Annotated in this window: 20 protein-coding genes; 11 read left to right on the top strand and 9 right to left on the bottom strand. The window is 59.8% G+C overall.

The genetic code is table 11. The features are described 5' to 3' along the window. Nucleotide 1 precedes the first annotated feature (1 nt). From SH292x_RS10905 to SH292x_RS10930, 6 genes are all read left to right on the top strand, one after another. Nucleotides 2-1534: a LamG-like jellyroll fold domain-containing protein gene (locus tag SH292x_RS10905; protein WP_442485640.1), complete on the top strand. Its 1533-nt coding sequence runs from the start codon at nt 2-4 to the stop codon at nt 1532-1534. Nucleotides 1535-1613: 79 nt separating this feature from the next. Beyond that, nucleotides 1614-2000, top strand: coding sequence for a hypothetical protein (locus tag SH292x_RS10910; protein WP_442485641.1), 387 nt, complete (start codon nt 1614-1616; stop codon nt 1998-2000). 105 nt (nt 2001-2105) lie between these two features. Then, nucleotides 2106-3200 (top strand): DUF1559 family PulG-like putative transporter, encoded by a 1095-nt coding sequence (locus SH292x_RS10915; RefSeq protein WP_442485642.1) that lies wholly within the window; start codon nt 2106-2108, stop codon nt 3198-3200. A 69-nt stretch (nt 3201-3269) separates the two neighbouring features. After that, a complete protein-coding gene (locus SH292x_RS10920; RefSeq protein ID WP_442485643.1) occupies nt 3270-5306 on the top strand; it encodes a PQQ-dependent sugar dehydrogenase in 2037 nt (678 codons plus the stop codon). Between the two features lie 26 nt (nt 5307-5332). Further along, the gene (locus SH292x_RS10925) at nt 5333-6652 is read left to right on the top strand and encodes a family 43 glycosylhydrolase (protein WP_442485644.1); all 1320 of its coding nucleotides are present in this window, start codon (nt 5333-5335) and stop codon (nt 6650-6652) included. Nucleotides 6653-6697: 45 nt separating this feature from the next. Further along, nucleotides 6698-6901 carry a hypothetical protein gene (locus SH292x_RS10930; protein WP_442485645.1) on the top strand — a complete coding sequence of 68 codons (204 nt, stop codon included), beginning with the start codon at nt 6698-6700 and terminating at the stop codon, nt 6899-6901. 16 nt (nt 6902-6917) lie between these two features. Here SH292x_RS10930 and SH292x_RS10935 read toward each other — a convergent pair whose 3' ends face one another. The 6 genes from SH292x_RS10935 to SH292x_RS10960 all read right to left on the bottom strand — a co-directional run bounded on the left by SH292x_RS10935 (nt 6918) and on the right by SH292x_RS10960 (nt 16736). Further along, nucleotides 6918-8021 carry an aminopeptidase gene (locus tag SH292x_RS10935; RefSeq protein WP_442485646.1) on the bottom strand — a complete coding sequence of 368 codons (1104 nt, stop codon included), beginning with the start codon at nt 8019-8021 and terminating at the stop codon, nt 6918-6920. A gap of 31 nt (nt 8022-8052) precedes the next feature. Beyond that, the gene (locus SH292x_RS10940) at nt 8053-9471 is read right to left on the bottom strand and encodes a hypothetical protein (protein ID WP_442485647.1); all 1419 of its coding nucleotides are present in this window, start codon (nt 9469-9471) and stop codon (nt 8053-8055) included. A 203-nt stretch (nt 9472-9674) separates the two neighbouring features. After that, nucleotides 9675-13643 (bottom strand): carboxypeptidase regulatory-like domain-containing protein, encoded by a 3969-nt coding sequence (locus SH292x_RS10945; protein ID WP_442485648.1) that lies wholly within the window; start codon nt 13641-13643, stop codon nt 9675-9677. 14 nt (nt 13644-13657) lie between these two features. Then, nucleotides 13658-14047, bottom strand: coding sequence for a BlaI/MecI/CopY family transcriptional regulator (locus SH292x_RS10950; RefSeq protein ID WP_442485649.1), 390 nt, complete (start codon nt 14045-14047; stop codon nt 13658-13660). Nucleotides 14048-14278: 231 nt separating this feature from the next. After that, complete coding sequence (locus tag SH292x_RS10955; RefSeq protein ID WP_442485650.1) at nt 14279-16015, bottom strand: AAA family ATPase; 1737 nt, start codon at nt 16013-16015, stop codon at nt 14279-14281. An 88-nt stretch (nt 16016-16103) separates the two neighbouring features. After that, a complete protein-coding gene (locus SH292x_RS10960) occupies nt 16104-16736 on the bottom strand; it encodes a response regulator (RefSeq protein WP_442485651.1) in 633 nt (210 codons plus the stop codon). A gap of 359 nt (nt 16737-17095) precedes the next feature. On the opposite strand from SH292x_RS10960, the gene SH292x_RS10965 reads away from it, so the two are divergent. From SH292x_RS10965 to SH292x_RS10985, 5 genes are all read left to right on the top strand, one after another. Continuing rightward, a complete protein-coding gene (locus tag SH292x_RS10965; protein WP_442485652.1) occupies nt 17096-17950 on the top strand; it encodes a sugar phosphate isomerase/epimerase family protein in 855 nt (284 codons plus the stop codon). A gap of 3 nt (nt 17951-17953) precedes the next feature. Continuing rightward, the gene (gene arfB / locus SH292x_RS10970) at nt 17954-18385 is read left to right on the top strand and encodes an alternative ribosome rescue aminoacyl-tRNA hydrolase ArfB (protein WP_442485653.1); all 432 of its coding nucleotides are present in this window, start codon (nt 17954-17956) and stop codon (nt 18383-18385) included. A 465-nt stretch (nt 18386-18850) separates the two neighbouring features. Beyond that, nucleotides 18851-19318 carry a hypothetical protein gene (locus tag SH292x_RS10975; protein WP_442485654.1) on the top strand — a complete coding sequence of 156 codons (468 nt, stop codon included), beginning with the start codon at nt 18851-18853 and terminating at the stop codon, nt 19316-19318. 180 nt (nt 19319-19498) lie between these two features. Then, nucleotides 19499-20248 carry a UvrB/UvrC motif-containing protein gene (locus SH292x_RS10980; RefSeq protein WP_442485655.1) on the top strand — a complete coding sequence of 250 codons (750 nt, stop codon included), beginning with the start codon at nt 19499-19501 and terminating at the stop codon, nt 20246-20248. A gap of 364 nt (nt 20249-20612) precedes the next feature. Further along, nucleotides 20613-20918 carry a carbon storage regulator gene (locus tag SH292x_RS10985; protein WP_442485656.1) on the top strand — a complete coding sequence of 102 codons (306 nt, stop codon included), beginning with the start codon at nt 20613-20615 and terminating at the stop codon, nt 20916-20918. Here SH292x_RS10985 and SH292x_RS10990 read toward each other — a convergent pair. The 3 genes from SH292x_RS10990 to SH292x_RS11000 form a co-directional block, all read right to left on the bottom strand. After that, entirely contained in the window at nt 20890-22905 is a 2016-nt protein-coding gene (locus tag SH292x_RS10990) for an esterase/lipase family protein (RefSeq protein WP_442485657.1), read from the bottom strand. The two genes, SH292x_RS10985 and SH292x_RS10990, sit on opposite strands and share 29 nt — an antisense overlap. A gap of 420 nt (nt 22906-23325) precedes the next feature. Beyond that, nucleotides 23326-23586 (bottom strand): carbon storage regulator, encoded by a 261-nt coding sequence (locus SH292x_RS10995; protein WP_442485658.1) that lies wholly within the window; start codon nt 23584-23586, stop codon nt 23326-23328. A 268-nt stretch (nt 23587-23854) separates the two neighbouring features. Continuing rightward, entirely contained in the window at nt 23855-24850 is a 996-nt protein-coding gene (locus tag SH292x_RS11000; RefSeq protein WP_442485659.1) for a DUF1559 domain-containing protein, read from the bottom strand. Between the last annotated feature and the right edge of the window lie 109 nt (nt 24851-24959).

Consider the following 24959-nt stretch of genomic DNA (forward strand, 5'->3'; position numbering starts at 1 on the left):
CATGATGAAGTCTTGCATACCGGATGGTATTGCGTGGCGTGCCCTGCAAGGGGTCCTGACCGCTGCCCTGTTGCTTTGCGTATCCGCGACGACGCACGCCGTCACCATCGCCAACTGGAATTTTGAGGATGGAACGGATGGCGCGGAATTCACGCCTGCAGGGGCCGAGAATGGAAGCGGGGGTTCTGTGGACACCGCTAGCGGCATTCTGATGCGTGGGTACAACGAACAGTACGGGGCGGCATTTACATCGCAGACCGCAAGTGGCAGCGGATTGGCAATGAACCTGGAGATCAACCCAGGCGCGGGCGATACGACTTCGGACGGCTATGTGACCGAGGGGGCTTTGCACAACTGGTCGCCAACGGCCTGGACCATCGAGACTACGGTCAATCTGCGAAACGTGGATGGATGGCGAACGCTAATTGGTCGTGATGGTTCCAGTTCGACCCCGGCCGAGCCGGAATCCGACTTCTACCTGCAGAAGAACAATATCGATGGGCGATTCCGAGTCAACTTCGACACGGTGGGTGGCCAGCGATGGGTATTGGACGGTGCACTGGAGGATGGAGTTCAGGCCAACACTTGGTACGCGATCGCCGTCGTGAGTGACGGCCAGAACCTGTCCATGTGGGTAGACGATGGTTTTCAAGGCTATCAGCAGGTGGGAACAGTGGATATGTCTGCTCAAACCGCCGCGAATAACGCCCTCAGGCCAAGTGCGGCGGGCTGGACCTTCGGTCGTGGCTGGTACAACGGTGGGTTTGTCGACCACGTCGATGGCATCATGGACAACATCAAGTTCAGCGACACGGCACTAACTCCCGCCGAGTTTGTTGGACTGGATCTCGCAGCGAATACGTTGACCCTTGTGGTGAACCCCGACACGGGCGAGGCGAGCCTGAAGAACAACAGTTCGGAGGAAATCTCGTTCGACTACTATCGAATTGACAGCCCCACCGACGGAGCTTTGCTCACAGCGAACTACAACGGCACCACGGGCTGGAACTCGCTGAGCGATCAAAACACCGATTCGATCGGTCCCAACCCGGGGCAATCGTGGGACGAGGTATCTGGCGTTACGTCGGCCAACCTGCTGGTCGAACAGTTCTTGCTCGGTGATACCACGCTCGCGCCGGGGGCGTCCGTGTCGCTGGGAGCTCCCATTAGTACTTCGCTACTTGGGGAAGACTTGGAGTTTCGGTTCTCGTCGGTGGGTGGTCCGTTGATGCGATCGCTGGTTGTCTTCGATGCCGGTGGCGCGGTCGAGGGCGATTTCAATGGCGATGGTGTCGTCAATCTAGCTGACTACACCGTGTGGCGCGACAACCTCGGAGCCGTCGAGGACGACACGGTTCTTAGTGGCAACGGGAATGGCGGAGTCGTGGATGCAACCGACTACCAGCTGTGGAAAACGAACTTCGGAGCAGGTGGCGCCGGCGCCATCGTGGCAGGCGCAGCCTCTGTACCCGAACCTGCGACACTCATCGTCGCCGGTTTGATGGTATTGGGTGCCGCGTGGCGCCGGCGCTAACCTAAATGGGTCGATCAACTCGTCCGGATTACGAATGGCAATTATGATCGCGCGAAAGTCACCTACTTGGGCTTCGAAGTTGGCAGCTCTGCCTTTGCTGATGTTGCCTCTGGTGGGCTGCGATGGGCAGTCGAGCGCTACCACTACGTTGTCGGGGCAGGTGACAATCGGCGGACAGCCTATTCCGTCGGACGCGACGGCAACGGTTTCTTTCCGGCCGATCGGCGGCCAGAAGGCACAACCCGTTTCCGCGCTGATCGCTGATGGCGCGTACCAATGCGACGATGTGCCCCTCGGTGCCGTCGTCGCGGAGTTCGACATTCGCCAGCCTGTGGGACCTATGAAGACAAGTGCTCGCACAGGCGCCCAGTACCAGGAAGAAAAGTCGCTGGTCCCAGCCGCCCATGCAGCAGGGATCGAATTCGAAGTAAAAGCCGGCGACGAGAGCCGTAGCTTCGAGTTGTAAGAATTCAGATCTCACTACCCAGTGAAAACGGATCGGATGATCAAGAGGACTGCGAGTCATCAGAAGTAAAATGTCTCGTGGGCTCTATTTTTACGGAGAGTTATTGTGAGCAGCACTTATCGAAAACCAGGTTTTACGCTCGTCGAGCTGCTGGTTGTAATTGCAATCATCGGCATTCTCGTTGCGCTGTTGTTACCTGCCGTACAAGCGGCGCGAGAGGCAGCTCGTCGGACGCAATGCACGAACGGCCTGCGGCAGCTTTCGCTGGCGATGCTGAACTACGAGAGCGCCCGCAAAGGCCTTCCCCCTGTTGCGGCCGCGTGGAATCAGGCCGATTTGCAGAAACTTTACGCTCCGGGCATGGGCCCGCCTACGGCGACCGGCTGGTACGACGACCACGGCTGGTACGTGCCGCTGTTGCCGTACATCGAGCAAGCTAACGTCGAGGACGTGGGTAACCCCGACGCGTCGCTCAGCCATGCGAGTAACGAGGCCGTACGCCGAACGTACATTCCGCTCCACGCGTGCCCTTCCGATGTCGGATTGCAGCAGAACGAATGGAACAACGCTAACTGGGCGCGACTTCGCTCGAACTACGTCGTCAACGGCGGGAATACGGTTTATGGGCAGCACAACATCACACGCACTTGCCCTGCGACTTATCCGCAGTGCCGAGAGTTTTTCGGAGCACCATTCATTCCCCGGAAAGTGGGCAAGCTCGCCAAGATCACCGATGGCACCTCCAATACGTTGATGATGGCCGAGATCGCCGTACTGCCAACGACCATCGAGTGGGGTGGCCCCTACTCGGATGCCCAGACTGCGCTCGGCGGGCAAGTGTTCACGGGATACAACACCCCCAATTCGCCACTCCCCGACGGGCTTTGCCGAATTGGCGAATGGTGGTCCGCAGCTTCGGTGAAGTCGGCGTGGGCGGAAGCCCAGCTGCCCCTCACGGCCGGCGGGCAGCCCGGAAGCGTCGCCACGTTCTCGTCCCGCGATCCCGCAATTCCTCCAGACACGGACGATGGAACGGGGCACAAACAACAGCACGTCGCGGCACGCAGTAAGCACCCTGGCGGCGTGAATGCCTCGATGTGCGATGGCTCGGTGGGCTTCTACACCGACGATGTCGATGCTGTGTATTGGAACGAGCTGACGAGCGCCGCGAGCGGTGTTCCCGCCCGACCCACCAACTAGCGTCAAGCCGGGAAGCTCGGCGCATTGAACTTACCTTCGAAACTCGACTTCCCCGCTAGCGATTGCATCATGAGATTCAGCCCGAGCATTACTTTATTCGCCTGCGGGCTGTCTTTGGTTTCGGCTTGCGCCACGGCCGCGACTTACCACGTCGAGCGTCTGACGGCGGATCTTCATATCCCGGTGCAAGCGCAGATCGCACCGGGATATGACGATAAAATCTTCGTCGCTCAACTTGGTGGTCGCAGCAGCGATGGAACCGATGGCAACGACATCACCAAGGCCGAAGGGCGGATCGTGGTGTACGATCGCAACACAGGCCAAGTGAACTACCAAAATCCCTTTCTCACCATCTCCGATACCAGTCTGCTAGAGCCTTTTGGCGTACCGGAAATCGGCTTGTTCTCGTTCGCGTTCCACCCCGACTTCGCGACCAACGGTAAGTTCTACGTCAATGTGGCCGTGAACCATACGGGACCCGCCCCGACGGTGGATATGCGAGTGTCGCCGTTCAAGACCATAGTGCGCGAATACACGGCGAACGTTGCGAACCCCGCTCTGCCGATCACGTCGTCGCGGACGATCTTCGAATTGAACCAACCCGCGGCCAATCACAATGGCAGTTGGCTGGGTTTCAATCCCTTAGAGTCTGCCGAAGGTAAGAACTATCTTTATATCACGCAGGGCGACGGCGGCGATCAGCACGACCCCGCCAACTACGGGCAGAATCCGAACAACTGGTTCGGCACGGTCATGCGGATCGATGTCGACTCCGACGCGTTCGCCGGCGACCCCGCGCGGAACTACGCCATTCCTTCCGATAATCCCTTCGTCGGAGGTGGCGGCGCTCCGGAGGTGTGGGCCTATGGCCTTCGTAACCCGTGGCGAGCCAGCTTCGATTCAACTACGGGCGATTTCTACATTGGCGATGTCGGCCAGGGATATTATGAGGAAGTCAATTTCATCTCCGGCGACAGCCCCGGTGGTCAAAACTTCGGTTGGCGGCTTCGCGAGGGTGCCCATCCCACGCCGACGGGTGGCGTGGGTGGACCGGCACCCCCGGGTGCCGTTGACCCCATCTACGAGTATCTGCACCCGGGGCGTCCTGGGGCGATTCCCGATTTTAGCGGTAGCTCGATCACCGGCGGCGTGATGTACCGCGGCCCGGTGCAAGAGCTGCAAGGGCGTTACATCTTTGCCGACAACGTCAGTGGGCACATCTGGTCGCTGGACCCAGACGACCCGTATGGCTCGGTGCAGCTCATGGACAACTTCTTCGCCCCCGACCAAGGGCAGATTTTCGGCGTCACGTCGTTCGACTTCGACCAAGACGGCAATCTGTTGATCGTCGATGGAGCCGGTCAACTGTTCGCGCTGCTTCCGAACGTGGCGGTGACGCTCACCGTCGATCGAGAAACCGGCTCGATGCAGCTCGGCAACTTCACGGGCGATTCGCTCGACATCCGCTCCTACGAATTGACGTCGGCCAGCGGTGCCATTGAGCCCACTCTGCTAACCCCCATCGCCGGCAACTTCGATGCGTCACTCACAGGCGACGGCTCGGTCGACGCCAACAACGTGTGGCAGGTACTTTCCGCGACTGGCGATCACTTCGAGTTTGCCGAGCAGTCCACGGGCACGGCTACCGCGCTAGCTGATCAACAGAGCTTTTCGCTGAGTGCCGCGGACGGTTGGATCCCGAGCCCCACGGAAGACCTGGTTTTGTCCATCACTCTCGGCGATGGTTCGACGCTTAACGCCTCCGTGCAGTTCTTCGGCAACGACGACTCGGCGTTCGATAGGAGCGATCTCGACTTCGATGGCCAACTCGATCCGGACGACTGGGTAATTTTTAACTCGAACCACCTTTCGTCGCTTGCCGGCTTGTCCCCCGCCCAGCAGTACGGTGCCGGTGACTTGGATGGCGATGGCGATAACGACTTCGACGATTTCCGTCTGTTTAAGGCCGACTACATCGCCGCTCTCGGTGTATCGGCCTTCGCCGAGCTAAGCGTTCAAGTGCCCGAACCGCACAGTCTGGTCTTGGTTCTGATGGCGTTAGTGGGCGTCGGGGGACCATGGGCGAGGCGCGGTGCCCGCAACTGACCAATAGGCTGTGAAGAAGCAACTTGATGAAGCGTTTATATGTTTGGTTGTTGGCCCTCGTTGCACTTAGTATCGCTCCGGCATCGGGTGCGACCGATGTCCTGCTATTCCCGTACTTCGACTCCAACGGAGAGAATGGCGTCTATCTCTCTTGGAGCACCGATGGTCGTCAGTTCTACCCGGTGAATAACGGCCAACCGGTGTTCACGCCCCCTGCGTGGCCCGGCCAGGGACTGACACGCGACCCTTCGATTTCGTACAGCGATGGCCAGTACCACATGGTGTGGACTTCCAACTGGGGTGGCAATGTGTTCGGGCACGTGTCGTCCCCCGACCTGATGAACTGGTCGACGCCGCAAATCATTCAGCCATTCGCTAGTGGCTTCGAGCAGCCCAACAACGTTTGGGCCCCCGAGATCTTTCACGACCCCGTCGCGGACGACTTCAAGATCGTCTGGTCGTCGACCCTCGATAGCGAGCTTAACGATGGCGACGGCAGTGGTGACCCTCACGGCAACGACCATCGCATGTTCTACATCACCACAAGCGACTTCCAGTCGTTTACTGCGCCCGAACTTCTTTTTCAGGACGAGAACTATAGCGTGATTGATGCTTTTGTCGCTTACGACGATCGGCAGAACGCACTGGCTGGAGACGACCGTTGGGTGATGGCCCTCAAGCGGGAGCAAGGTGTTGCCCAAGGTGGCAAGAACATTCGCCTCGCATTCAGCGATCCGGACATTGCTCCCAGCAGCTTTGGCGACACAACGGCCCCCGTCGCCGGTCCTGGCTCGGCCATTCGCCCGGGGGAAGATGCGGAGGGTCCGTCGCTGGTGTATTGGCAAGACGAATGGCTGCTGTACTGGGACTCTTACACCCGCGGGCACTATTCGATGGCTAGTTCACCGGACCTCGTTACCTGGACCGATCGAACGATCGACTTAGACTTTCCGGTCGCGCACCCTAGGCATGGTAGCGTGTTCGTCGCCAACACCGCCAACATTGCCTGGGACATCGTATTCCCCGGCGATCTCAATGGCGATGGCGATTTGAACTACGCCGATTGGCAGACCTTCAGCCAGTACCACCTCGCCGACCTGTCCGGCCTCGCTGCGATGGAGCAGGCACGGCGGGGCGACATGGATGGCGATGGCGACAATGACTTCGACGATTTCCGGCTGTTCAAGCAGAGTTACTTGAGCATCAATGGCTCTGGAAGTTTCGCCCAGCTTTTCACGCGAGTCCCCGAACCATCGACCTGGGTGGTCTTGGGGCTCGGGCTAGTAACTCTGGGAGCTCTCCAATCAAAACGTCGCACTTTTCGCCGGGCTTCGCAGGCTGTATAGCCCCACCAAGCCTGGTGAGAGTGGCGATTTGCCTCCCCGCCAATCGTGAGCTACCTTTTCGATGGTGCATTCCACGATCTCGGGCAACTCATCGCCATGCGACCACTCGTCGTCCTCACCGCCATCATCATTGCCGCCACGCGGGTCACGCCGTTCGACCTCGCGGGCATTGATATTGGAGTCGATCACGTCGGCGAGATGACGCTAACCATCATCATCCTCATCGGCTTGTTTTTCACGCTCGAGTAGCCCTTCGCGGCGAGCGTCAGTCGGCCATGAACCGGCCGTCGCTCACCAGCGTTTCTTCACCGGTCGAGGTCTTTAGCACGAGCGTCGGCCCATACACCAGGTAGTCCTGGTGATACGGCACGCTCACTTTGCCGCCGAAGCCGGCGTTGTCGCCCACCGCTAAGTGAATAGTGCCAAGCACTTTCTCGGATTCGAGCACACTGTCGCAGGGCTTGGCTTTCTCATTCGTGCCGACGCCGAGCTCGGCCAAGTTTCGGGCGAGTGGGTACGCAGCGAAGATGTCGGCGAGCGATTTGGCGAACGGGGGATCGCCGACCACGTCGACGAGCTCGCCCTTGGCGAAACGGAAGTCCCACTTGCCCGGGTCTTCGGGCGGACCCACCGAAAGTTCGCCTTCGGCCGTGCCTTCGATCGGCGCGATGAAACCTTCGCCGCCAGGAAGGTTGCCGAACTGCCCCGGCTTGTTGATGATGCCGGTGTCGGCGGTCCCTTCGCGGCCCTTGAGCGAGAATCGCATGACGCGACCGCCGGCGCTATGTACCTCGGCCTCGGTTGCGCGGGTAAGTGCTTCGGCTGCCGCGATGCTGCGACGTTCCACCATGTCCCAATCGGCGGTCATGACGCCCGAGAACATCTCAAGCTCGACGCCAGGCATCGTCGCGGCGCGAACTCGTTCGCTGCCAGTCAGAATGCGGCGGAAATTCGTGTGCGAAATGCTCGATGCCGAAAGCACCAGCACGACATCGACGATGTCGCTGCCCGCTTGAAGAAACTCTTGCAGCTTGGCGACTTCTTCGGCCGTAATCGTCTTGTTGAGCAGTTTGTCCTTCAGCCCCATCTCATCGAGATACGGCACAAAGCCACCAGGGTACACAGCCTCGAACACCGAAATTGGCGGCTCGGCACCCGACTTTTGCCCGCCAGGGTAGGTGGCGATTCGGGTCTCGATGCCCCGCGCGTTGGCGTGTTGCTGGATATGCTCAGCGAGCGCGATTCGCGTGGGCACTTCGGCGGTCGCAGTCTTGAACGGCGCATCGTCGGTCACTATCGCCAGTCGCTCTCCTTCACGACAAGCAAGGTTCACATCGAGCAGCGAGGCAATGGCTTTTTCAAACGGCATATCTAGTTGGTCCTGTTGTTGGGTGAGAATTCTATTCGTTGTGCGGCGCAGCATCGGTTGAGGGGCTATCAGAAACTGCATAGTGCACCGCTTCAGACTTCGGCGTCCCGAACGCCGCCACTAGCGCTATGTCATCCGAGGGTGCGACCGTGCGGAGATCAAGCACCACGCGATCGCCTTGCCAATTGCCCCGCACCTGCGGCCGCGCGTCTTCAAGCTGTCGCTTGAGGCGCGCGAGGTGATCGCCGGCACACAACACGTTGACGCCGAACGACGGAAGCGGCCGGGTCGCGCCCATGTCGTCGCCGGCCGCGATCTCGACCGGTGCTGCTGATAGGATCCCCTGCTCTGCCGCGATCTGCGCAGCCATGCGTTCGGCCCGGGTCTGCAGATTGAGCAGCGGTGTCGAGAGGAGCGACAGTGTAGGTATCGACGTCGCCGCGCGGTCGGGTGTTCGCCACAGGGTGAGCGTCGCTGCCAGGACGTTCTCAACCAGCGGATCGACGCTCACTACGGAGGACAAAGGCAAATGTGTCAATTTCTCTACCGCATCGCGGCGACCAATGGCCAGTCCGCAACGCGGACCGCCCGTATACCCGTCACCCCGTGCGATGACGAGCGCTGTTCCTGAAGCGACGCTCTGCGACGCCGTCACCACGTCAATCGCGATACTTTCACCAAGCGGCACGAGCGGCCCGCGACCGATATGGTGGATGACCTTCGCGCCGAACTCGCCGGCGAGTTTCACGATGGTCCCCAGCTCAGGCCGACATGTTTGTCCGCGCAGTGCATGGGGCAGCGCTTCGACGCGAAGCACCACTCCCGCGCCGGCTTCGAGCGCCTGGCGATAGTCGCCCTCCGACACCGAATCGGTCGCACCGACTTCCACCAATGTCGTCCCCGCTTGCTTCGCGAGGTCGGTCAGCCGGATGCAGCCATCCATGGTGCCGAGTTCACCACGCGCGACGACAATCGGTTTACCTTCGGCGAGCGCCGAGAGCGCGACCAACAAGGCACCCGCAGAGGTTCCGTACACACGGGCTGCCTGAGCACCCGTTAGCTCCGCGGCAATCGTTCCCGCCGCGTCCGCTCCGCGGGCGTGGTAATGAAGGGCACCGGTCGTGAGGGCGGCTAGCGCCTCGTCGGCGAGTGGCGGACCTGACAATCCCGCGGGCCAAAGCTCCCCGGTGGCGTTCACGACTTCTGGGACATCGGTGGAGTGCCGCCCAAGAATGAACCTCGCCGCGCGATCCGCCAGTTCGCCTATCGACGGAATCGGAGCATCGAGCGCCCGCCGACTCACCTCGCGCCGCATCCGCTCGACGAACTGCTTTACCCCCGCGGTGACCTCCATCTCCTGCACACGGTCGACAAGCCCCTTAATCCGTGGGTTCTCTAGCAGATCACTGACCGACGGTAGGCGATTGAGCAGATCGTTCGGCGATTTCATGGCGGGGTCTCCAAGACAAAGGGCAATTTGTCCTAGGAGTTTACCACAGAACCGAGTTTACCACAGAACCCAGATCTCCCCCAACTAGCCGGTCCGCCACGCGGGCCGCGAAAAGTTAGACGGCGCATTATCAGTCAGGTCCGGGGTCGGGGACGACCCGGCTCACCGAAGGGCTTTTAGCGCTGCTACTGAGCGGTCACGAATTACGGAGTAATCACCACTTCTTCTGCCAGCTCCTCGCCGGCCTTCAAATCGACGGTCCGCGATGTTCCTGCCGGGGCCATTTCGGCCTGCAACCAGAAAGGTTCGGCTTGGATCAAATTCTCTCCGGGCTGGATGAACTTCAATTCGTATCGGCCTTCGTCATCGGTCCGCACTTCGGGATTGTAGTATCGATTGTCGAGCTTGTTCGTCGGCACCGCGCGGACGAGTGTTTGCGCGATCGGCTCGCCAGCCGCATTGAGAACTCGCCCCCGAACCGTAGCACCCCGAGTGAGTCGCAATTCTACACTTTCTATTTCCTGGCCCGGTGACGTCGAGAAGGGCTCGCCAGTGGCATTGGCCCAGTTGCGCCATTCGTTGTACTTGCCGTCATGGGCGATCAAGTTGTAGACAACCCCGCCCGACGCCGGGAGTTTGGCCTCAAACTTACCGTCGTCGTCGGTCGTGTAGCTGAATCGCGTGTCGCCTGTCAGCGAGTTCCCGCTCCCCGTCTTGGCGGGAGCGACCGTTGCCCCGACAACAGGGTTACCATCGGGATCGACCACTCGACCACGAACGATCGCCGCTTTCTCAAGCCAGATAGTAACAGCCTCGGACGGTGCATCCGTATTCTGCAAGTCAAACTCCAGGTCGTCGAAGTTCCGTTGGAACTCTCCAGGCTTGGTGTCTTTGCGTTGATACTCGTTGGCCGCTTGGGCACTCCACCAGCGAACATAATCGCCAGCTCCCCACGATCGATATCGATCCGTTCCCTTGGCAGTGACTTGAAACTCAAACTTGCCGGGGAACATCCCGTGAATCTCAAGAATGCCATCTTCCCCCGACGTGCCCTCGATTCCCTTGTTTCGCCAATTCCAGAGGGTGATGTCCTTCACGGGCTCACTGGATTCGCTGTCGAGTATCTTCGCGCGGAACGTCAGTCCTTGCTGGAGTGCAATGTTATTCTCAAGATGCTGTTCAGCGAGAAGTTGCAAGCCATCTTGCCTAGAAACAAAACCTTCTGGGCCACGCACTTGAACCCGATAGGTATCGGGTTCGAGTAGTAGTTTATACCTACCCGCGTCGTCGGAGCGGGTGGCGGTTTGCACTTCGCCGATGATTCCATTGGGATTCTCGAAGGGACCTCGTTCTGCCCGCACCTCAACATTCGCGACGGGCTTGCCGTCTGGGTCGGTCACCATTCCCTCCATCCAGGTATCGTTGTCGAGTCGCACGACCCAATTGCGAGTTCCGGCCTCCTTGGACACGAAGTATCGTGGGCAGTAACCTGCCTTGGTGAACTCAATCTCGACTGCCTCGCGCGGAGTAAAGCCGGTTAGTTGGAAGCGCCCTTCAGCGTCGGTGGTGGTTTCGTTGCCGGGATGCCAGGTCCAGGCATCGACATCGACTCCAGGCAGAGGCTTACCATCAGGGCCCAGCACGATTCCCGCCACCGCCGTGGCATCTTCAGGATTGTCCTCGCCTTCCTCCTCGGATAGCACCTCTCCGTCCGTGCCAATTAGGGTGTCGCCCTTTGCCTCCAGAATCATTTCACGGAGTGCCGTCTCACCCGAAACGAGGGGCACGGTCCATAGCCTCATCGCGCTGGTTGGCAGGCCCGCGAAGAGTACGTCACTGGTTGGCAGTTGGTAGTCGTCATGAACGCAGACTCCCATGCAATTGGCCGTTGGGGGTAGATTGAGCAGCACCACTCGCCCTTGTTCGTCGCTTACGCCGCCGTACGGAGTTGTATCAAGGTGAATGGGAGCTCGATGCGCGTCGGGGTTGAGAAGGTACTCTTTGGACGAAGTACGAGGATGTGCGAACAGGGTGCTGCCACCATTATTCCAAACAATGTTTGGGCAGAGTTGGGCTTTGACGCCCGCGATGGGTTCACCGGCCAAATTCTTGAAGCTTAGGATGACTTCCGCCGACGGGCTCATCAAGAGATTGTGCCGCACCTCTTCCGGACGTAGATGAACAACCTGCGGTTTCGGAGTTTCCGTACCATTGCTCCAACCACCGGGCGGAGTCGAAACATAGCCGTCGCACACGCCGACCATCTGTGCAACCTCGCCCTCATCGCAAGGCAGCGAATCGAACACGAAGGTACCGTCTTCGGCGATGCTGGCAGTATCGCTCCATTCTCCCCCACTTGTTGTGATCACCTTAGCAACCACGTAACCATTCTTCACCGGCCGAGGCACGATTTCGTCGACTGTGCCTACGAGTTTTGTCCCGGGGTGAAGCTGAGTCGTCGCTTGTACCGTTTCGCCCACCTTTGGCGTTATGCTTATCAAGGGGCTAAACTGTGCGACCCCTTGCTCTGGCAGGTAGACCACGCGCAGACTGCGTTTTTCTGCCGCGAGCACTTCTGACCGAATTGTTCCAGGCTCTACCGGCTGTCCGTTTTGCTTTCCCCAGCCATCCAGCACTGCAAACAGTCGACCGACCGGAACGCTTCCATCCGCTAGCTTGGCGGTGGCTTTGATCCGTCCCCCAGCTTTCAGCACCACCGTGGGATTGGGCGACTCGACCGCAAGCTCGGTGTCGTCGTTGGCAAAGTCAGGGTGCGCTGCATCGACGATTAGCACCGATGTTCGTTTGCGTTCCAACACGTACTTCGGATACACCACCGACACTTTGCCTGCTGCATCGGTTCGATAGGTTTTCCAAGTGGGCCGGCCCGGGGAACCCTCGTACCAGCCATACCAGCTTCCGTCGTTGGGAGCCCGCAAGCCCGAAGGACTAACCTCTGCCCCTTCAATCGGGTTTCCCCTTTCATCGACCACACGAAGGTGAAGAGTCGCGGTCGGAATCTTGGCGGTAGCTTTCTCGCCTTCGGTGTCCTTCACTTCTCCGACGGCAGGCTTGATTTCATCGGCCATTGCCTCGCCAGGTCGAACCGTGAGCAAACTGAGGGCGAAGGCAGTGGATAGACACAGCGCAACCGCGGCAACCTTCCACCCTCGCGAACAATTTTGAAGAACCGTCATCCGTTCGTCGAGCAGCACGGCGATGCGGCGTCGTAGTTGGCTCCTCGTTTCCCACAGCCCGACCGCTCCCGCCAGCGTTGGAAGCTTGTGCGCATGGAGTTCGCGAGCCCAGCCCACGAGTTGTTTGGCGTAGTCCGTTCGGCTGGTGAGGTCGGCGGCCGCGGCGTCGGCGAGCATTTCCTGGTCGAGCCGCACGCGACGGCGCAGCAGCCAATAGAGCGGATGAGCCCATAGAACAATCATGAAGCACCGCAGCGTCGCAACCATCCACAAATCGCCGTGGCGAAGGTGAGCCAGCTCGTGGGCGAGCATCGATCGCACGGCGAGACCATCGTGGTTGGTATAAACTTCGGGTAACAAGATGGTGGGACGCCGGAGTCCGAGCGCTACTGCCGTACCCACCTGACTACTCAGACGGAGCCGCGGCAACGCACCATCGTCGCCCGCAAGTGCCGCCAGAAGCCGCTCCATTTCCGGCGGCGCTGGGACCGAAGCACCGACCAATCGATGGGTTTGCCACGCGCCAAGAAGTAGCCATAGGAGCGCGGCCGTGGATCCTAGAACGAGAGAAACGAAAAGTAGGGGCGCGAAGTCGATCTCGCGAACTCTGGGCGGTTCCACCTTCGTTTGCTTGGGGCTAGGAGCGAACTCTAGCGTCGGGATGTTCTGCGACACATGGCCCCCGGTGGGTGCCGACAGTGGAATAGGTTGAATAGTGGGATCGGGCGGGACCACTTCTGGAGTGGCAGGGATGGTATTCGTCACCGGTCGAGAGAGTGACACTTTCGTCCAGTTGGGAAGAGCTAACAGGCCGCCGAGCAAAAACAAACCGCCAACTGCCGCCCAGGCCAGACCGAGGCGTCGTGCCGGCTGGCGAACGAACATGCCGGCCAAGAGCACCAGCGCCAGAAGCAACGTGGAGAAGAGGTAGTAGTCGGCAAACCATTGCAGCACAGCGTCGATCATGGTGGTCATGAGAAGACTCCTTGCTATTTGCGGCGTTTGGAGACCCGGGCCTTAGCGATCATCGCTTCCAATTGGTCGAGTTCGGCGGAAGTAAGCCGTTTGCCTTCGATCGCATGGACTAGGTATTCGTCGACGGCACCATCGAATACGCGATCGAGAAACTTGCTCGCGATCTGGCGGAACGTCTTTCGTTGCTCGACGAGGGGGAGATAGATGTAGGCCTTGCCCTCCTGGCGATGGGTGACCAGACCCTTCTGTTCCATGACCTGAAACAGGCTGAGCACCGTCGTGTACGCGAGCGGCTCCCCCGCCGAGTTGAGGTCGTCGTACACTTGGCGAACCGTGGCTTCGCCCCGCTTCCAAAGCACTTTTAGTGCTTCGAGCTCGCGGTCAGTTGGTTCTGTATCTGCCATCGAGAAAATCTCCCAGTAGGCGATCGCATTGCATCTACTGGACGAGCCGTAGATCGAACGTGATTCTACTGGTTGAGCAGTAGATGTCAATGGAAATTGAAAGAGAACGACTCTATTCAATAGCCGGACCGCAACGCGGGCCGCGAAAGGTTAGACTGCGCAGTATCAGTTAGGTCCGGGGTCGGCGAGGACCCGGCTCGCACCAATAGCGCCGACGGAACGCATTCCGATCTAGGGTGCCGGGGCATCGCGTTCGCCGGGGACCAGCGTGCCCCACTCGACGACGAACTGCTGCTTGCATTTGGGGCAAACCACCTTTTGGCCCAAGAACTTCGCCGGCACGTCTTTTTCGTGCTGGCATTTATCACACGTGATGTGAATGCGACACGACTCGTCGTCCAAAGGCACGAACACCGTATCGGGCAGTTTGCCGTAATCGATGTCCGAGGCTTCGAGCATTTGAAGTTGCTGCTCGTTGATCTCGGTGAGCGTCGACAATCGATTCGCCATGTTCCGAATCGCCTGCTCGAACAAGTTTCGCGCTTCGCGGGCGTTGCCGAAGTGGCGGTCGCGGAGGTTGTGGTGGTACGTGAGCCACTGGATCACGCGCAGCCGAGCTTCGGTCGTCAGGTTGTAATGGTTCTTGGTGCAGAACAGTCCGAAAATCTTCACCAGTTCCAGCGGTGTGTAGTCTTCGAAGTGTAACTTGCGGTTGAAACGCGAAGAAAGACCGGGGTTCGACTCCAGTAGGTCCTTCATCTCGTCGGTGTAACCGGCGAGGATCACCACCAGCCGGCCACGTTCGTCTTCGGCTCGCTTCAAGAGCGCCTGCACCGCTTCGTGGCCGTAGGGATCTTCGCTACGCGCGGCGACCAAGCTATAGGCTTCGTCGATGAACAGGATACCGCCGAGCGATTCGTCGATCTTCTTATTCGTCTTTGGCCCGGTCTGCCCGGCGTATTCGGCCACAAGGCCTGAACGATCGGTCTCAATCAAATGACCTTTGTCGAGCACCCCGAGCGCGCGATAGATCTTGCCGATGATTCGCGCGACGGTCGTCTTGCCGGTACCGGGATTGCCCGTAAAAACCATGTGCAGGCTGATGTCGGTCTCGGGAAGCCCTGCGGCCGTGCGTTTTTGTTGTAGCTTGAGAAAGTTGGTGAGGGACCGGACTTCGTGTTTGATGGGCCCCAGACCAATCAGCTTGTCGAGCTCGGCGAGCGCTTCCTCGACGGTTAGCTCGGGCTCGGCTGGTTTAGCGAGGGCCACTTTCTCGGCTGGCGTTGTAGGGCGTTTGTCGAAGTTCCGCTCTTTGGTTGCCGTGTTCGCAGCCGTGTTCGTCGTCGGCGTCACATAGATGCCATCGTCCGCCTGCCGGCTTAGCTCTTCAACGGCGAGCGAGCCGCTGCGATCGTCTTCGTACTTTTCGCCCTTGGATTCGTCGAGACCGCGGTTCTTCAAGTGGCTGTCGAGTTCCAATTGAATATTGCGGACGATCGCCGCCTCGGGCTCGCGCATCACGCCATCGGCGCGGGCGATGATATTGCACAGGCGGGCGACGATGGTGTCGAGTTGCCCCACGCGATCGCGGAGTGGTGGGATGCGGTCAAACGGGCGAACCATGCTGTACCAAGTCAGCTTGATCGACTCGCTCGACGCTTGCTTCATCGTTTCGTTGAGCTTCTCGCCGCTAAGCCACTGACCCCATAAGTGATGGCACAGCACCTCGGCGAGGAACCGCTCCTGCTTGGACCACTTCTTGTCCGCTTCGCAAATCGAGAGGTAGATCTTCAGCACCAGCGCGCGGTGCAGGTCGTCCATCAGCGCGACGAACTTCCCGTCCTTGCGGTCGAGGAGATGAGGGTACTCACGCTCGCACATCTCGCCGCTCGAAACGTACAGGTTGCGGCAGTCGCGAAGCGTCCGGCTGAACAGCGACGGCCGCGAGGGAATATCGTAATCGGCCATGAAGTCGCGGGGGTGCGAGGGTCAAGCGAGGGGAGGTTTGCCCCTCGATTATCGCGTCTCGTGCCCACGCTGCAAGCGCCGCACCGCCTCAGGCGATGCCTTGCCGCACCGCCCACACCGCGGCTTGCGTTCGGTCGGAGACCCCCAGTTTTTGCAGGACGTGCTGGACGTGTTCTTTCACGGTCTCGTAACTGATGCCAAGGGCCTCGGCGATTTCCTTATTCGTTAGGCCAAACGCCAACTGCTTGAGCACCTCTAGCTCGCGACGCGTGAGCGGAACTTCGAGTTCGAGCTCCGTTTCGCTATCCGCAGGCGGCCCCGAGATCCGGCGCAAATCCTCGCGCGACCACGCGGTACCGCCACTGGCCACTTCCATAATCGCCGCGGTGAGCGCGTCCCGCTTCGCCGACTTCGACAGATAGCCCGATGCGCCCAGTGCCACGGCTCGCGCAACGTACGTTGGCGAGTCGTAAGCTGAGAACATCAGCACCGGCAGTTTCGGATTAAGCTTTTTGATGTCGGCCAAGCATCGAAGGCCATCGGTGTCCGGCATGCGAACATCGAGCAGCACGATGTCGAGCTGCATCTTTTTAATGTAATTGACGGCCTCGGCAGCACTCTCTGCCTCGGCAACGACATGAATGTCGGTGCCGGCTGTCATTTGTTTCAGGCCCACCCTGACGACCGGATGGTCGTCGACCACAAGCAACTTGATCGCCATCGCAGTTGGTCCTTCCCCCCCACGCCGCGAGCCAGGGAACCCCAGCCGAGCCTTGCAGCACGGGGATGCAGGAATGGAACGCCGACCGAAGCCGGCAGCAAAACTCCCCAAAAGTAGTAGCAGTTATACTCTAAAGCTCTCTGCGGCAAACTGCAATCTACATGCGGTTATTTCTTACTATTTACTTGACCCCCGGCCGCCGAGTTGGAGCGACTGGGGTTTCAATTTCGGTGTCCGATCGCTGTTGTCAGTTTTTGGGCAATCCCGCATACTTTGCGAGTTGAAGGCTCGTCTGAAGGTCGAATCGAACGGGTCGCCAGCCCCGGCTGTGCCCCGAAACCCCCCGTATAAACTCGCATATGCCTCCGTTTTGCACGTTTTCCATCAACGAGCTGACTACCTATCGCTGGTCGCTTGACGAGGACGTTTATTTCGCCCAAAAGGCAGGTTTCGACGCCATTGGGCTCTGGCGGCGGAAGGTTAGCGACTTCGGCGAGGCCCGAGTCCGCGAATTGCTCGACGATTCCGACCTGGCCGTCAGCTCGCTCAGTTGGGCCGGCGGATTCACCGGCGGCGATGGCCGAACACAGAACGAAAGCATTCGCGACGCCCTCGCAGCTGTCGGAACGGCCTCGCGGCTCGAAGCTGGTTGCCTGGTGGTGCTCGCTGGCGGACAGAACAATCACATCCGGCCCCACCGCAATCGGCTGTTCCGCCAGGGACTCGACGACATGCTCATGGCGGCCGAGATCGAAGGCGTGACGCTTGCCATCAAGCCAATGCACCCTTCTTGCGCGGGTGAGTGGACTTTCATGAACTCGCTCGAGGACGCGCTAGAACTCGCCACGCTCTACTCGTCGCCCCACGTCAAGCTTGTGTACGATCACTACCACTTCCCTCACCTGGCCGACGATCCAGCGTTGGTAGCCGATTTGGTGCCCCACTTGGCCCTGGTGCAGCTTGGCGATGCTCGCGTGCCGCACAGTTCGGCGCAGGAGCGCTGCCCACTTGGCCAGGGCAACCTACCTGTGTGGGATACGGTCGCGGCGCTGCAGTACGCTGGTTACTCGGGCTGCTTTGACGTGGAGTTGATGGGCGCGGAAATCGAAATGTCGAATTACGAGCAACTGGTGACCGACACCTACCGCGCCCTCGCAAGTGGTGTGGAATCCGTCCGCGAGCTGCCCCAATCCCTCGTCAAGCCAACGAGTTGATGCGTGGCAGAGTACCTCGCCATCAACGACGCCATCGCCATCCCGCGCGGCGAGCTCAATCTGTCGTTCTCGCGCAGCCCCGGACCGGGGGGGCAGAACGTCAACAAAGTGAACTCGAAGGCCACGTTGCGATGGTCCTACGCTCCGTCCGCATTTCTGCCGGAGGAAGTAAAGGCCCGCTTCGCCAAGCTCTGCGCCAAACGAATTAACGACGCGGGGGAAGTGGTGATCTCGAGCAGCCGCTTTCGCGAGCAACGCCGTAACGTCGACGATTGCCTCGAAAAGCTCCGGCAACTGATTCTCGCCGCAACGGTGGTCCCCCGCGTCCGCAAACGCCCCAAGAAATCGGCCGCCGCCAACGCCAAGCGACTGCAAGCGAAAAGCGAGCGTTCCGCCCGCAAGCAGAATCGGCGGATGCCGCGAATGGATGACTAGAGTCCAAGGTCGTTCCCCGTACGGGTCGGGTCGTCCTCGCCCCCCCGACTGCTCGCCACTGTAAGTGCCTACCTTGCTCCAAACCCTCTGGGGCGAGAACGACCCGGCTCGCCCATTTTCTCCCCGTTCTCTACGTCCTTCGCGAGGTCGGAAAATCCCTACCGAATTTGTTTGGACGCTCGGCACCGAGAGGTACAATTAGAGTCGCGAGCAACACGCCCCGCGCGCGGTGCTCGCTCTTATCTCCTTGATGGATTCATTCGATTCGTTATCTCCATCCTTCGATTCGCATCGTCGAATAGCAGTTCACCCGACCGAGAGTCAGGAGCGGCGCCTGTTGCTCTTTGAACTTACAATCCCTGTGTCGATGGATACTGTCCCCAGTAGTCCCAATGCGTCCGGTTCGCGCTGACGGGTTGCGCTTGCCCGTGGCTCTACTGGCGCGCGGGGCGAGGAGTAACGATCATGTCTCAGTCGATGTTCGATCTGTCGCAGGCCAGTCAGACTTGGATGGAGCATCAATCGCTTGAGCACATCAAGCGGGCACTACGTGTGACCATCGAGTGGCATGCTCCGGCGATTCGCTATTTTCGAAAACGCCAAAGTGTCACGTTCGCCTTCGAGTCGTTCGCTCGGCATCTGGAGCGACTCATGTCACTCGAGGAGGATGATGGGTACATGACGATGGTGGCCGACGCCAAACCGAACAAGGCGAAACAAATTGCGACTCTCCGCGCCGACCACGCCCGAATGCGGCGGCAAGTCGATCAGCTCTCTGCCGATCTCGCTAAGCTCGACGAGTGGCAGGAGCCCGAGTTCGAGCGAATCTGCACCGACATCGGCCGTCTGCTTGACAGCACCGACCAGCACGATCGAGCGGAGATCGACCTGCTGCAAGACGCCCTGCTGATGGACGAGGGGGGCGGCGATTAGCGCCGTTCCGGCCAGTTGTCCTGCTTCGAGTGGGGTATTCCTACGCAATCTATCGAGAGTTTTGCGGTTTTTGGCGCTCGCCAAGATCGCAGGTTTCTGCATAGAATTGACCGAAGCCAGGGGAGCCGGTGGTTTGGGCAACCTGGTATCGAACGACGATTCGAAGCCTGTGAGACTGCAATGGCGAAACGGCCCCAACACCTCGACCATCTCTTTGACGAATGGCCCTACCAATTCGGCGATGTCGCCGCGCGCTTGGTGAAGGGTCGCGATGGGCGGGAAGTCGTGCAATTGCGAATCGATATGGGCATCCTGCAGCTCGAAGCCAAGGGCCGCCCCGATGGCAACCGTCCGGGCGGTTGCGACACCTACCTCGACCACCTGCACCAACTACTGGCGGAAGAAGGGGATGAATTCGAGCTCGACGACACTCGCTGCGTTGAGATCGATCGCGAGTTCGTGCAGTTCTACCACCGCCGCATTGCATGGCTGTCGCTGGGCGATTACGAACGAGCGGCCGCCGATGCCGATCATTCGCTCGAGCTGATGGACTTCTCGTCTTTACACGCTCCGCACGCCGAGTGGGCGGAAATGCACGAGCAGTATCGTCCCTTCGTGCTGTTCCATCGCACGCAGGCCGCCGCGCTAGCGGCGCTGGAGCTGCTTGATCCGCAGACGGCCGTGAGCGAACTGGAGGAAGGACGCAAGCTGATCGCCGACTCCTATCGTTCGCAAGGTGCCGACGAGCAGGACCTGGCGGAGGACGAGTTCCTGCTGCGGCTTGGCGAGATGAAGACCTCGCTCGAAGAGCAGTACGGTCTCGAGCCGCCGCTCAGCAAGCAGCTTGCCGAGGCAATTGCCCAGGAGCAGTACGAGCTAGCAGCCGAGCTTCGCGACCGAATGACGCGTCCCACCGAACCCCGTCGATAGCACGCGGGTCTCTTCATCGAAGGTGGTACGACAGCTGGTTGCTGTGCAGTGCATGCGGTGCCATTTTGGCCAACCGAACTGGCCTTGACTGCCATTCTTACAAGGGAATTGCAAAGACTTTCCGGCCGCTAGCGAATGCTAGCTTTTGAAAGTGTCGAGAAACAACGGCAATTTCGCGAGAAACAAAATTTTAGAACTTCCTCGCCAACCTTGGCACGGCGAGTGCGTAATACAAGGCGGGAAGCGAGGGAATCGACCGAACCAGTCGAACTCGCCTTGCGAGCTGCGGAGCAGCCCGGCCCAAAACTGCCAGCAATGGCTGGCAGCAAGCTTGTCTTCGGCATCAACAAACGGAGTGACAGAGATGTTGGTTCTTACACGCAAGTCTGACGAACAAATTCGTATCGGTGACGACATTGTGATCACCGTCCTGCGTACCAAGGGCAAAGCTGTCCGGCTGGGTATCGAGGCCCCCGGTCATATGCGAGTCCTGCGTGGTGAAATCGCATTCGATAACGACCACGAAGAAGAGGCGAGCGAGCCGGTCATTAGCAAGACGGTTCACACTCGTATTCCTCGCTCGCAAGTCGCCGCTATTTTGCCCGCGCTCGCCACCGGTGGTGGACCGCTCGCCGGTTTCATCAATAGTGGTGCCGTGGTATCGCAGTAGCCGGAGTACCTGAGTGCGGACCTAGCGTCGGCATCAGGGGCGAGGTCGCCGTGCGGGGTGCCTCGCCGGGCAAAGGCTCCGTGGGCGTTAGCACCTCTGGAGTAACTTCCGCAGTCGTTTCGGCCGAGGCGACCATCACTTGGTCGCCCGGCATCGGGAAACGTTCGAGCTCCGTAAGTTGCTCAAACAGAATTCGCCGGACCTCCAGCACGCTCTGCGGATGTCGATGCACACCCATATGCTCGGCCTCTACGACCAGTTGCGATTTCACGTTCGGCAGGCCATCGAGCCGCGCGCTATCAAGCGACACGACCCCGTCACCTTCCTTGCTGACCCAACTGCTGAAGCCACTTTGTGGCTGGCGGCCGGCGATGTTGTGATAACTGACCCAAGGACCTGGTTCGGCACTGCGCAGTTTCGTTAGCAGTACCGACTCGGGATCGAGCGAGTCCAAGCTCGTCCGGATATCCAGCGGCGCGTCGGGGCGGAAGAAACCTTGATTGTCGCGTAGCAATGCTTGCCGGCTGGCGAGCATCTTCATCGGCAGGCGAATCAACTGGTTGCCGGCGAACTGCGTTAGGTCGTTGGCGAACTTGCTTCCGCCATGAGGCGTGCCGAGCGTTACTACGCGCCGGACCGAAGGATTGGGCTGGAAGAAGAACGCCTGCCGAATCTCCTGCTTCAACTGCGGATCGGCCTGGATCTCGTCGAAGGGCTTGTCGCTCATCGTGGCCCAAAACTGGTCGCCGCTATCGATACTCTGGAGCTTCGATACCAGGCCACCCATGCTATGACCGACCAGCACCATTTGGTCGAGCGCCGGGGACGATTGCTCGGGGTCGATGATGGTTCGCGCCTGCGCCATGTCGCGCCGCATTTGCGCCGCACTGATCCAGAATGGTTGCCCGGTGGGATAGAGGTAGAACCAGAACTGGTAGTGCTGGCGGACGTACGGATCACTCCGCAGGTCGTTGAACATTTCCATCCACGTCACGGGGCTCGACCACAGCCCGTGCACCATAACGACCGGCATCTTCTTCGGGTCGTAGGGTTCGAGCATGTAGAGGCCCTGCATGCTTTCGACCGCGCCCGGGTTGATGAGGCCCAGTGTCGAGGCTTTCTCGATGTTCAGATCGGGCTGGTTTAGAAAGTACGCGAGGGGCGTGCTGAGGTCCGACTCTAGCGGCACCTGCAAGTTGTTGACTGCGAGCGCTTGCCGCGCGAGCGGGTCGTGCAGTTCCAGCACAAACTTGGGCGTTGATTTGCCTCCGTCCGTGCTTTGAGGGCGATCGATGCGCAAGAACGCCGTGAGGGGGAACGTCAGCTTGTCGGGATAGAACTTCTCAACGCTGTCCTCTCCTTCGTGACTACGACGCTCGGCAATGATCGGTACACCAAGTCCGTAGGTATGGTAGTGGTTTCGCAGGCCCGCGAGCTGGTAATCGCTGACGAACTTGAAGTTGTCGAAGTCCTCGGCGTGCCAACCGCTGCAGTACATCACCACGTCGAACGTGCACTGATGGCCAAGCGTACGAACGGTCCCTTGCGTGCCGGGACGTAGCGTGCCATCGGCCTGGACTATTCGCAGCGTCGCTTCCAGCGACTGATTGTACAAGTCGCACGCCCCACGGAACTGCGGGTCGTACGGATTCAATGTTCCCGCGTGACGCTCGTCGAACAGATAGTCATAAGCGTGAATGAGCGACGTGCCGTAGTACGAAAGCGCCTCCGCCTTCTGCGTTGGCTCGGCCTTTTTCCCGGCGATGTAAGCAAGCTCGGCGATGGAGTACTGAATCTCGCGATCGTCGGCCGACTCCTGCAGTTGCTGAAGTCGCGTGATGGTGGCGGAGAGGTCTTTCTCCAGCAGCGATTCCAAATCGAAACGGCGTAGGACCTGCGACGTGCGATCGGTCGGCTTGGGACCTCCCCACGAAACTAAATGAAGCGTCGACTCCAACGGGTTGCGTGGTGTACCTCGGACGGACACCCATCGATTATTCGACGAAGCGCATCCCGTGACCACGACGAGCACAAGCAACGTTGCGACGCGGCAAGGCCAGTGCGTCCAACGCGCACGCTCAGGCAAAGTTCGGCCTAAGGCAAAACTGGGAGCTTGCGTCGTCCTGGCGGCATCGAGCATGGATCCATCCATGCGGTGAAAATTACGGGGAAACTAGCGTTTGCCAGCGCGGCAAGGATAGAGTGCTACCACCTATTGGTCAACGCGAATCTGCGGATTCCCCCCTTGTGGTCCCGTGTCGCGATCTGGGATGCACGCGCGCAGCAAAGCGGCCGCCTGCTTCCCCGAATTCGGCAGGCGGCCGCTTGCGTTGATAGCGTTAACTAGCCTCACCCATTTGGTCAGCAATCGGCCAAATTGGCAGGCTTTTGATCGGCGAATTGGCTGTTAGCCAACCATTTCGCTCGTAGTAAGGTGCGTCGTCAAACCGGCGAAGCGTGGCGCGATACCGCGCGAAACGGGGTAGGTTTCGGCTTCGTCGTCTTCGAAATCGGTTGCCGATTCCTGAAGCTCGCCACGCAGAATGCGTACGTCACGAGGGGCCTCCAGGGCGATCGTCACACGATTTCCCGCTACGCGGCGAATCTCCACAACGATGTCGTCGCCTAGATGAATACGTTGGCCAGCTTTCCTGCTGAGTACGAGCATGTCGAATCTCCTTGTTTCCGTTCTGACGCTTGCCGGTATGCGGGGCTCTGCGGTAGAGCTAAACTCGCGTTGAGTGATGATGCATTAATGCAACCTCGGTGCCAAAAACAGAAAATCTGGCAACTTCGACTAAAGATCGCAAAACCGACTAGACATTCGGTTCGTATTGACCGCCATCCGTTATTGCTGGCACGAGAGTGCTTGCCACGAGCGGTCTCGTTTTGAGAATCGCGTCCGCACTTGAGACGACCACGCACGCTAGCACCGTTCAGCGAGCCACGTCTATGGCGTCATTCGCGGCGCGAGTGCCAAGGGCTCGCAGCACGTCGAGGGAGAGTTCGTCGCTGAGATAGTGGACGCTGCCATCCCCCATTCCGAAGTTCGCACCGCCTGGGTGGGCACTGCCATAGGCGGTGAGTCGCTGCTCAGCGAGCTCCGCGTAGTCCGCCGCCGAGACATCGGAAGGAATCTCGTAGTTGATCGTTACGCTGGTAGCCAGCGTGATGTGGCCAATCATCTTGCGACTCCCTGATGGAGCCCACCAACCCCAAGTGGCCAGCGAATCGCCACCTCGTGTCGCTACTTGCGCTTCAAAGCTCGGGTCCGAGTGCGACCGTTCTCCGTACAGGAGCGTGTGGCTTAGGCCATCGGTCACTTGCGCGGAGCGGACCGGCTTCTGCCCCGGACGCGGTTCGGAGGCATCGCCGGTGGTATGGAACATTCCGTCAACGGTAGCTTTGTCGGCGAAGTGGCACCGCGTGCCGCCGTTGCCGCCATAGCTCGTCAGGGCCTGCCGCCAGCCATGCGGCTGGGCCGTCACGGGAATCGTCGGCACGGCATCGGATGGGCATAGAAGTGTGGGCACGATGACCGCAGTCCGCGCATCCAGGCCCCCCACCGTATTTTGAAGCGGATCTACCTCATTCCAGCCGTCGACCATCGTCTGGCCTTCGAGATAAGGCATCAAACGCACGAACAGCCCAACTCCACGCCGCGAAACGGGTGCATCGAAGTAACGTTGTTCGACACCTGCGGGGAAGTGCCCCGTTGTAGCGACGTACGACTGCGCGGCGAGGCCGAGTTGGTGTAGATGGTTGGCACAGCTGGAACGACGCGCCGACTCGCGTGCCGCCTGCACCGCCGGAAATAGCAGCCCGACTAGCACGCCAATGATCGCCACTACGACCAGCAGTTCTACCAACGTGAAACCGCCCGGCACGAACCTGCGTGGCAAAATCGATGGGCGTGGTGACGTGGTCGACATGCGCGAAAAAACCCGGCACTTGAAGCAACCTCCGCGTCCGAATACCCGCACGCTGGTTCTTGCACAACGGCCGTAAGTATCCCCACAATGTAGGCTGCCTGTCAAACGT

Origin of the sequence: Aeoliella fuhlenseeensis (genome assembly GCF_052161615.1) — a bacterium.
In the GTDB taxonomy this organism is placed as follows: Bacteria; Planctomycetota; Planctomycetia; order Pirellulales; family Lacipirellulaceae; genus Aeoliella.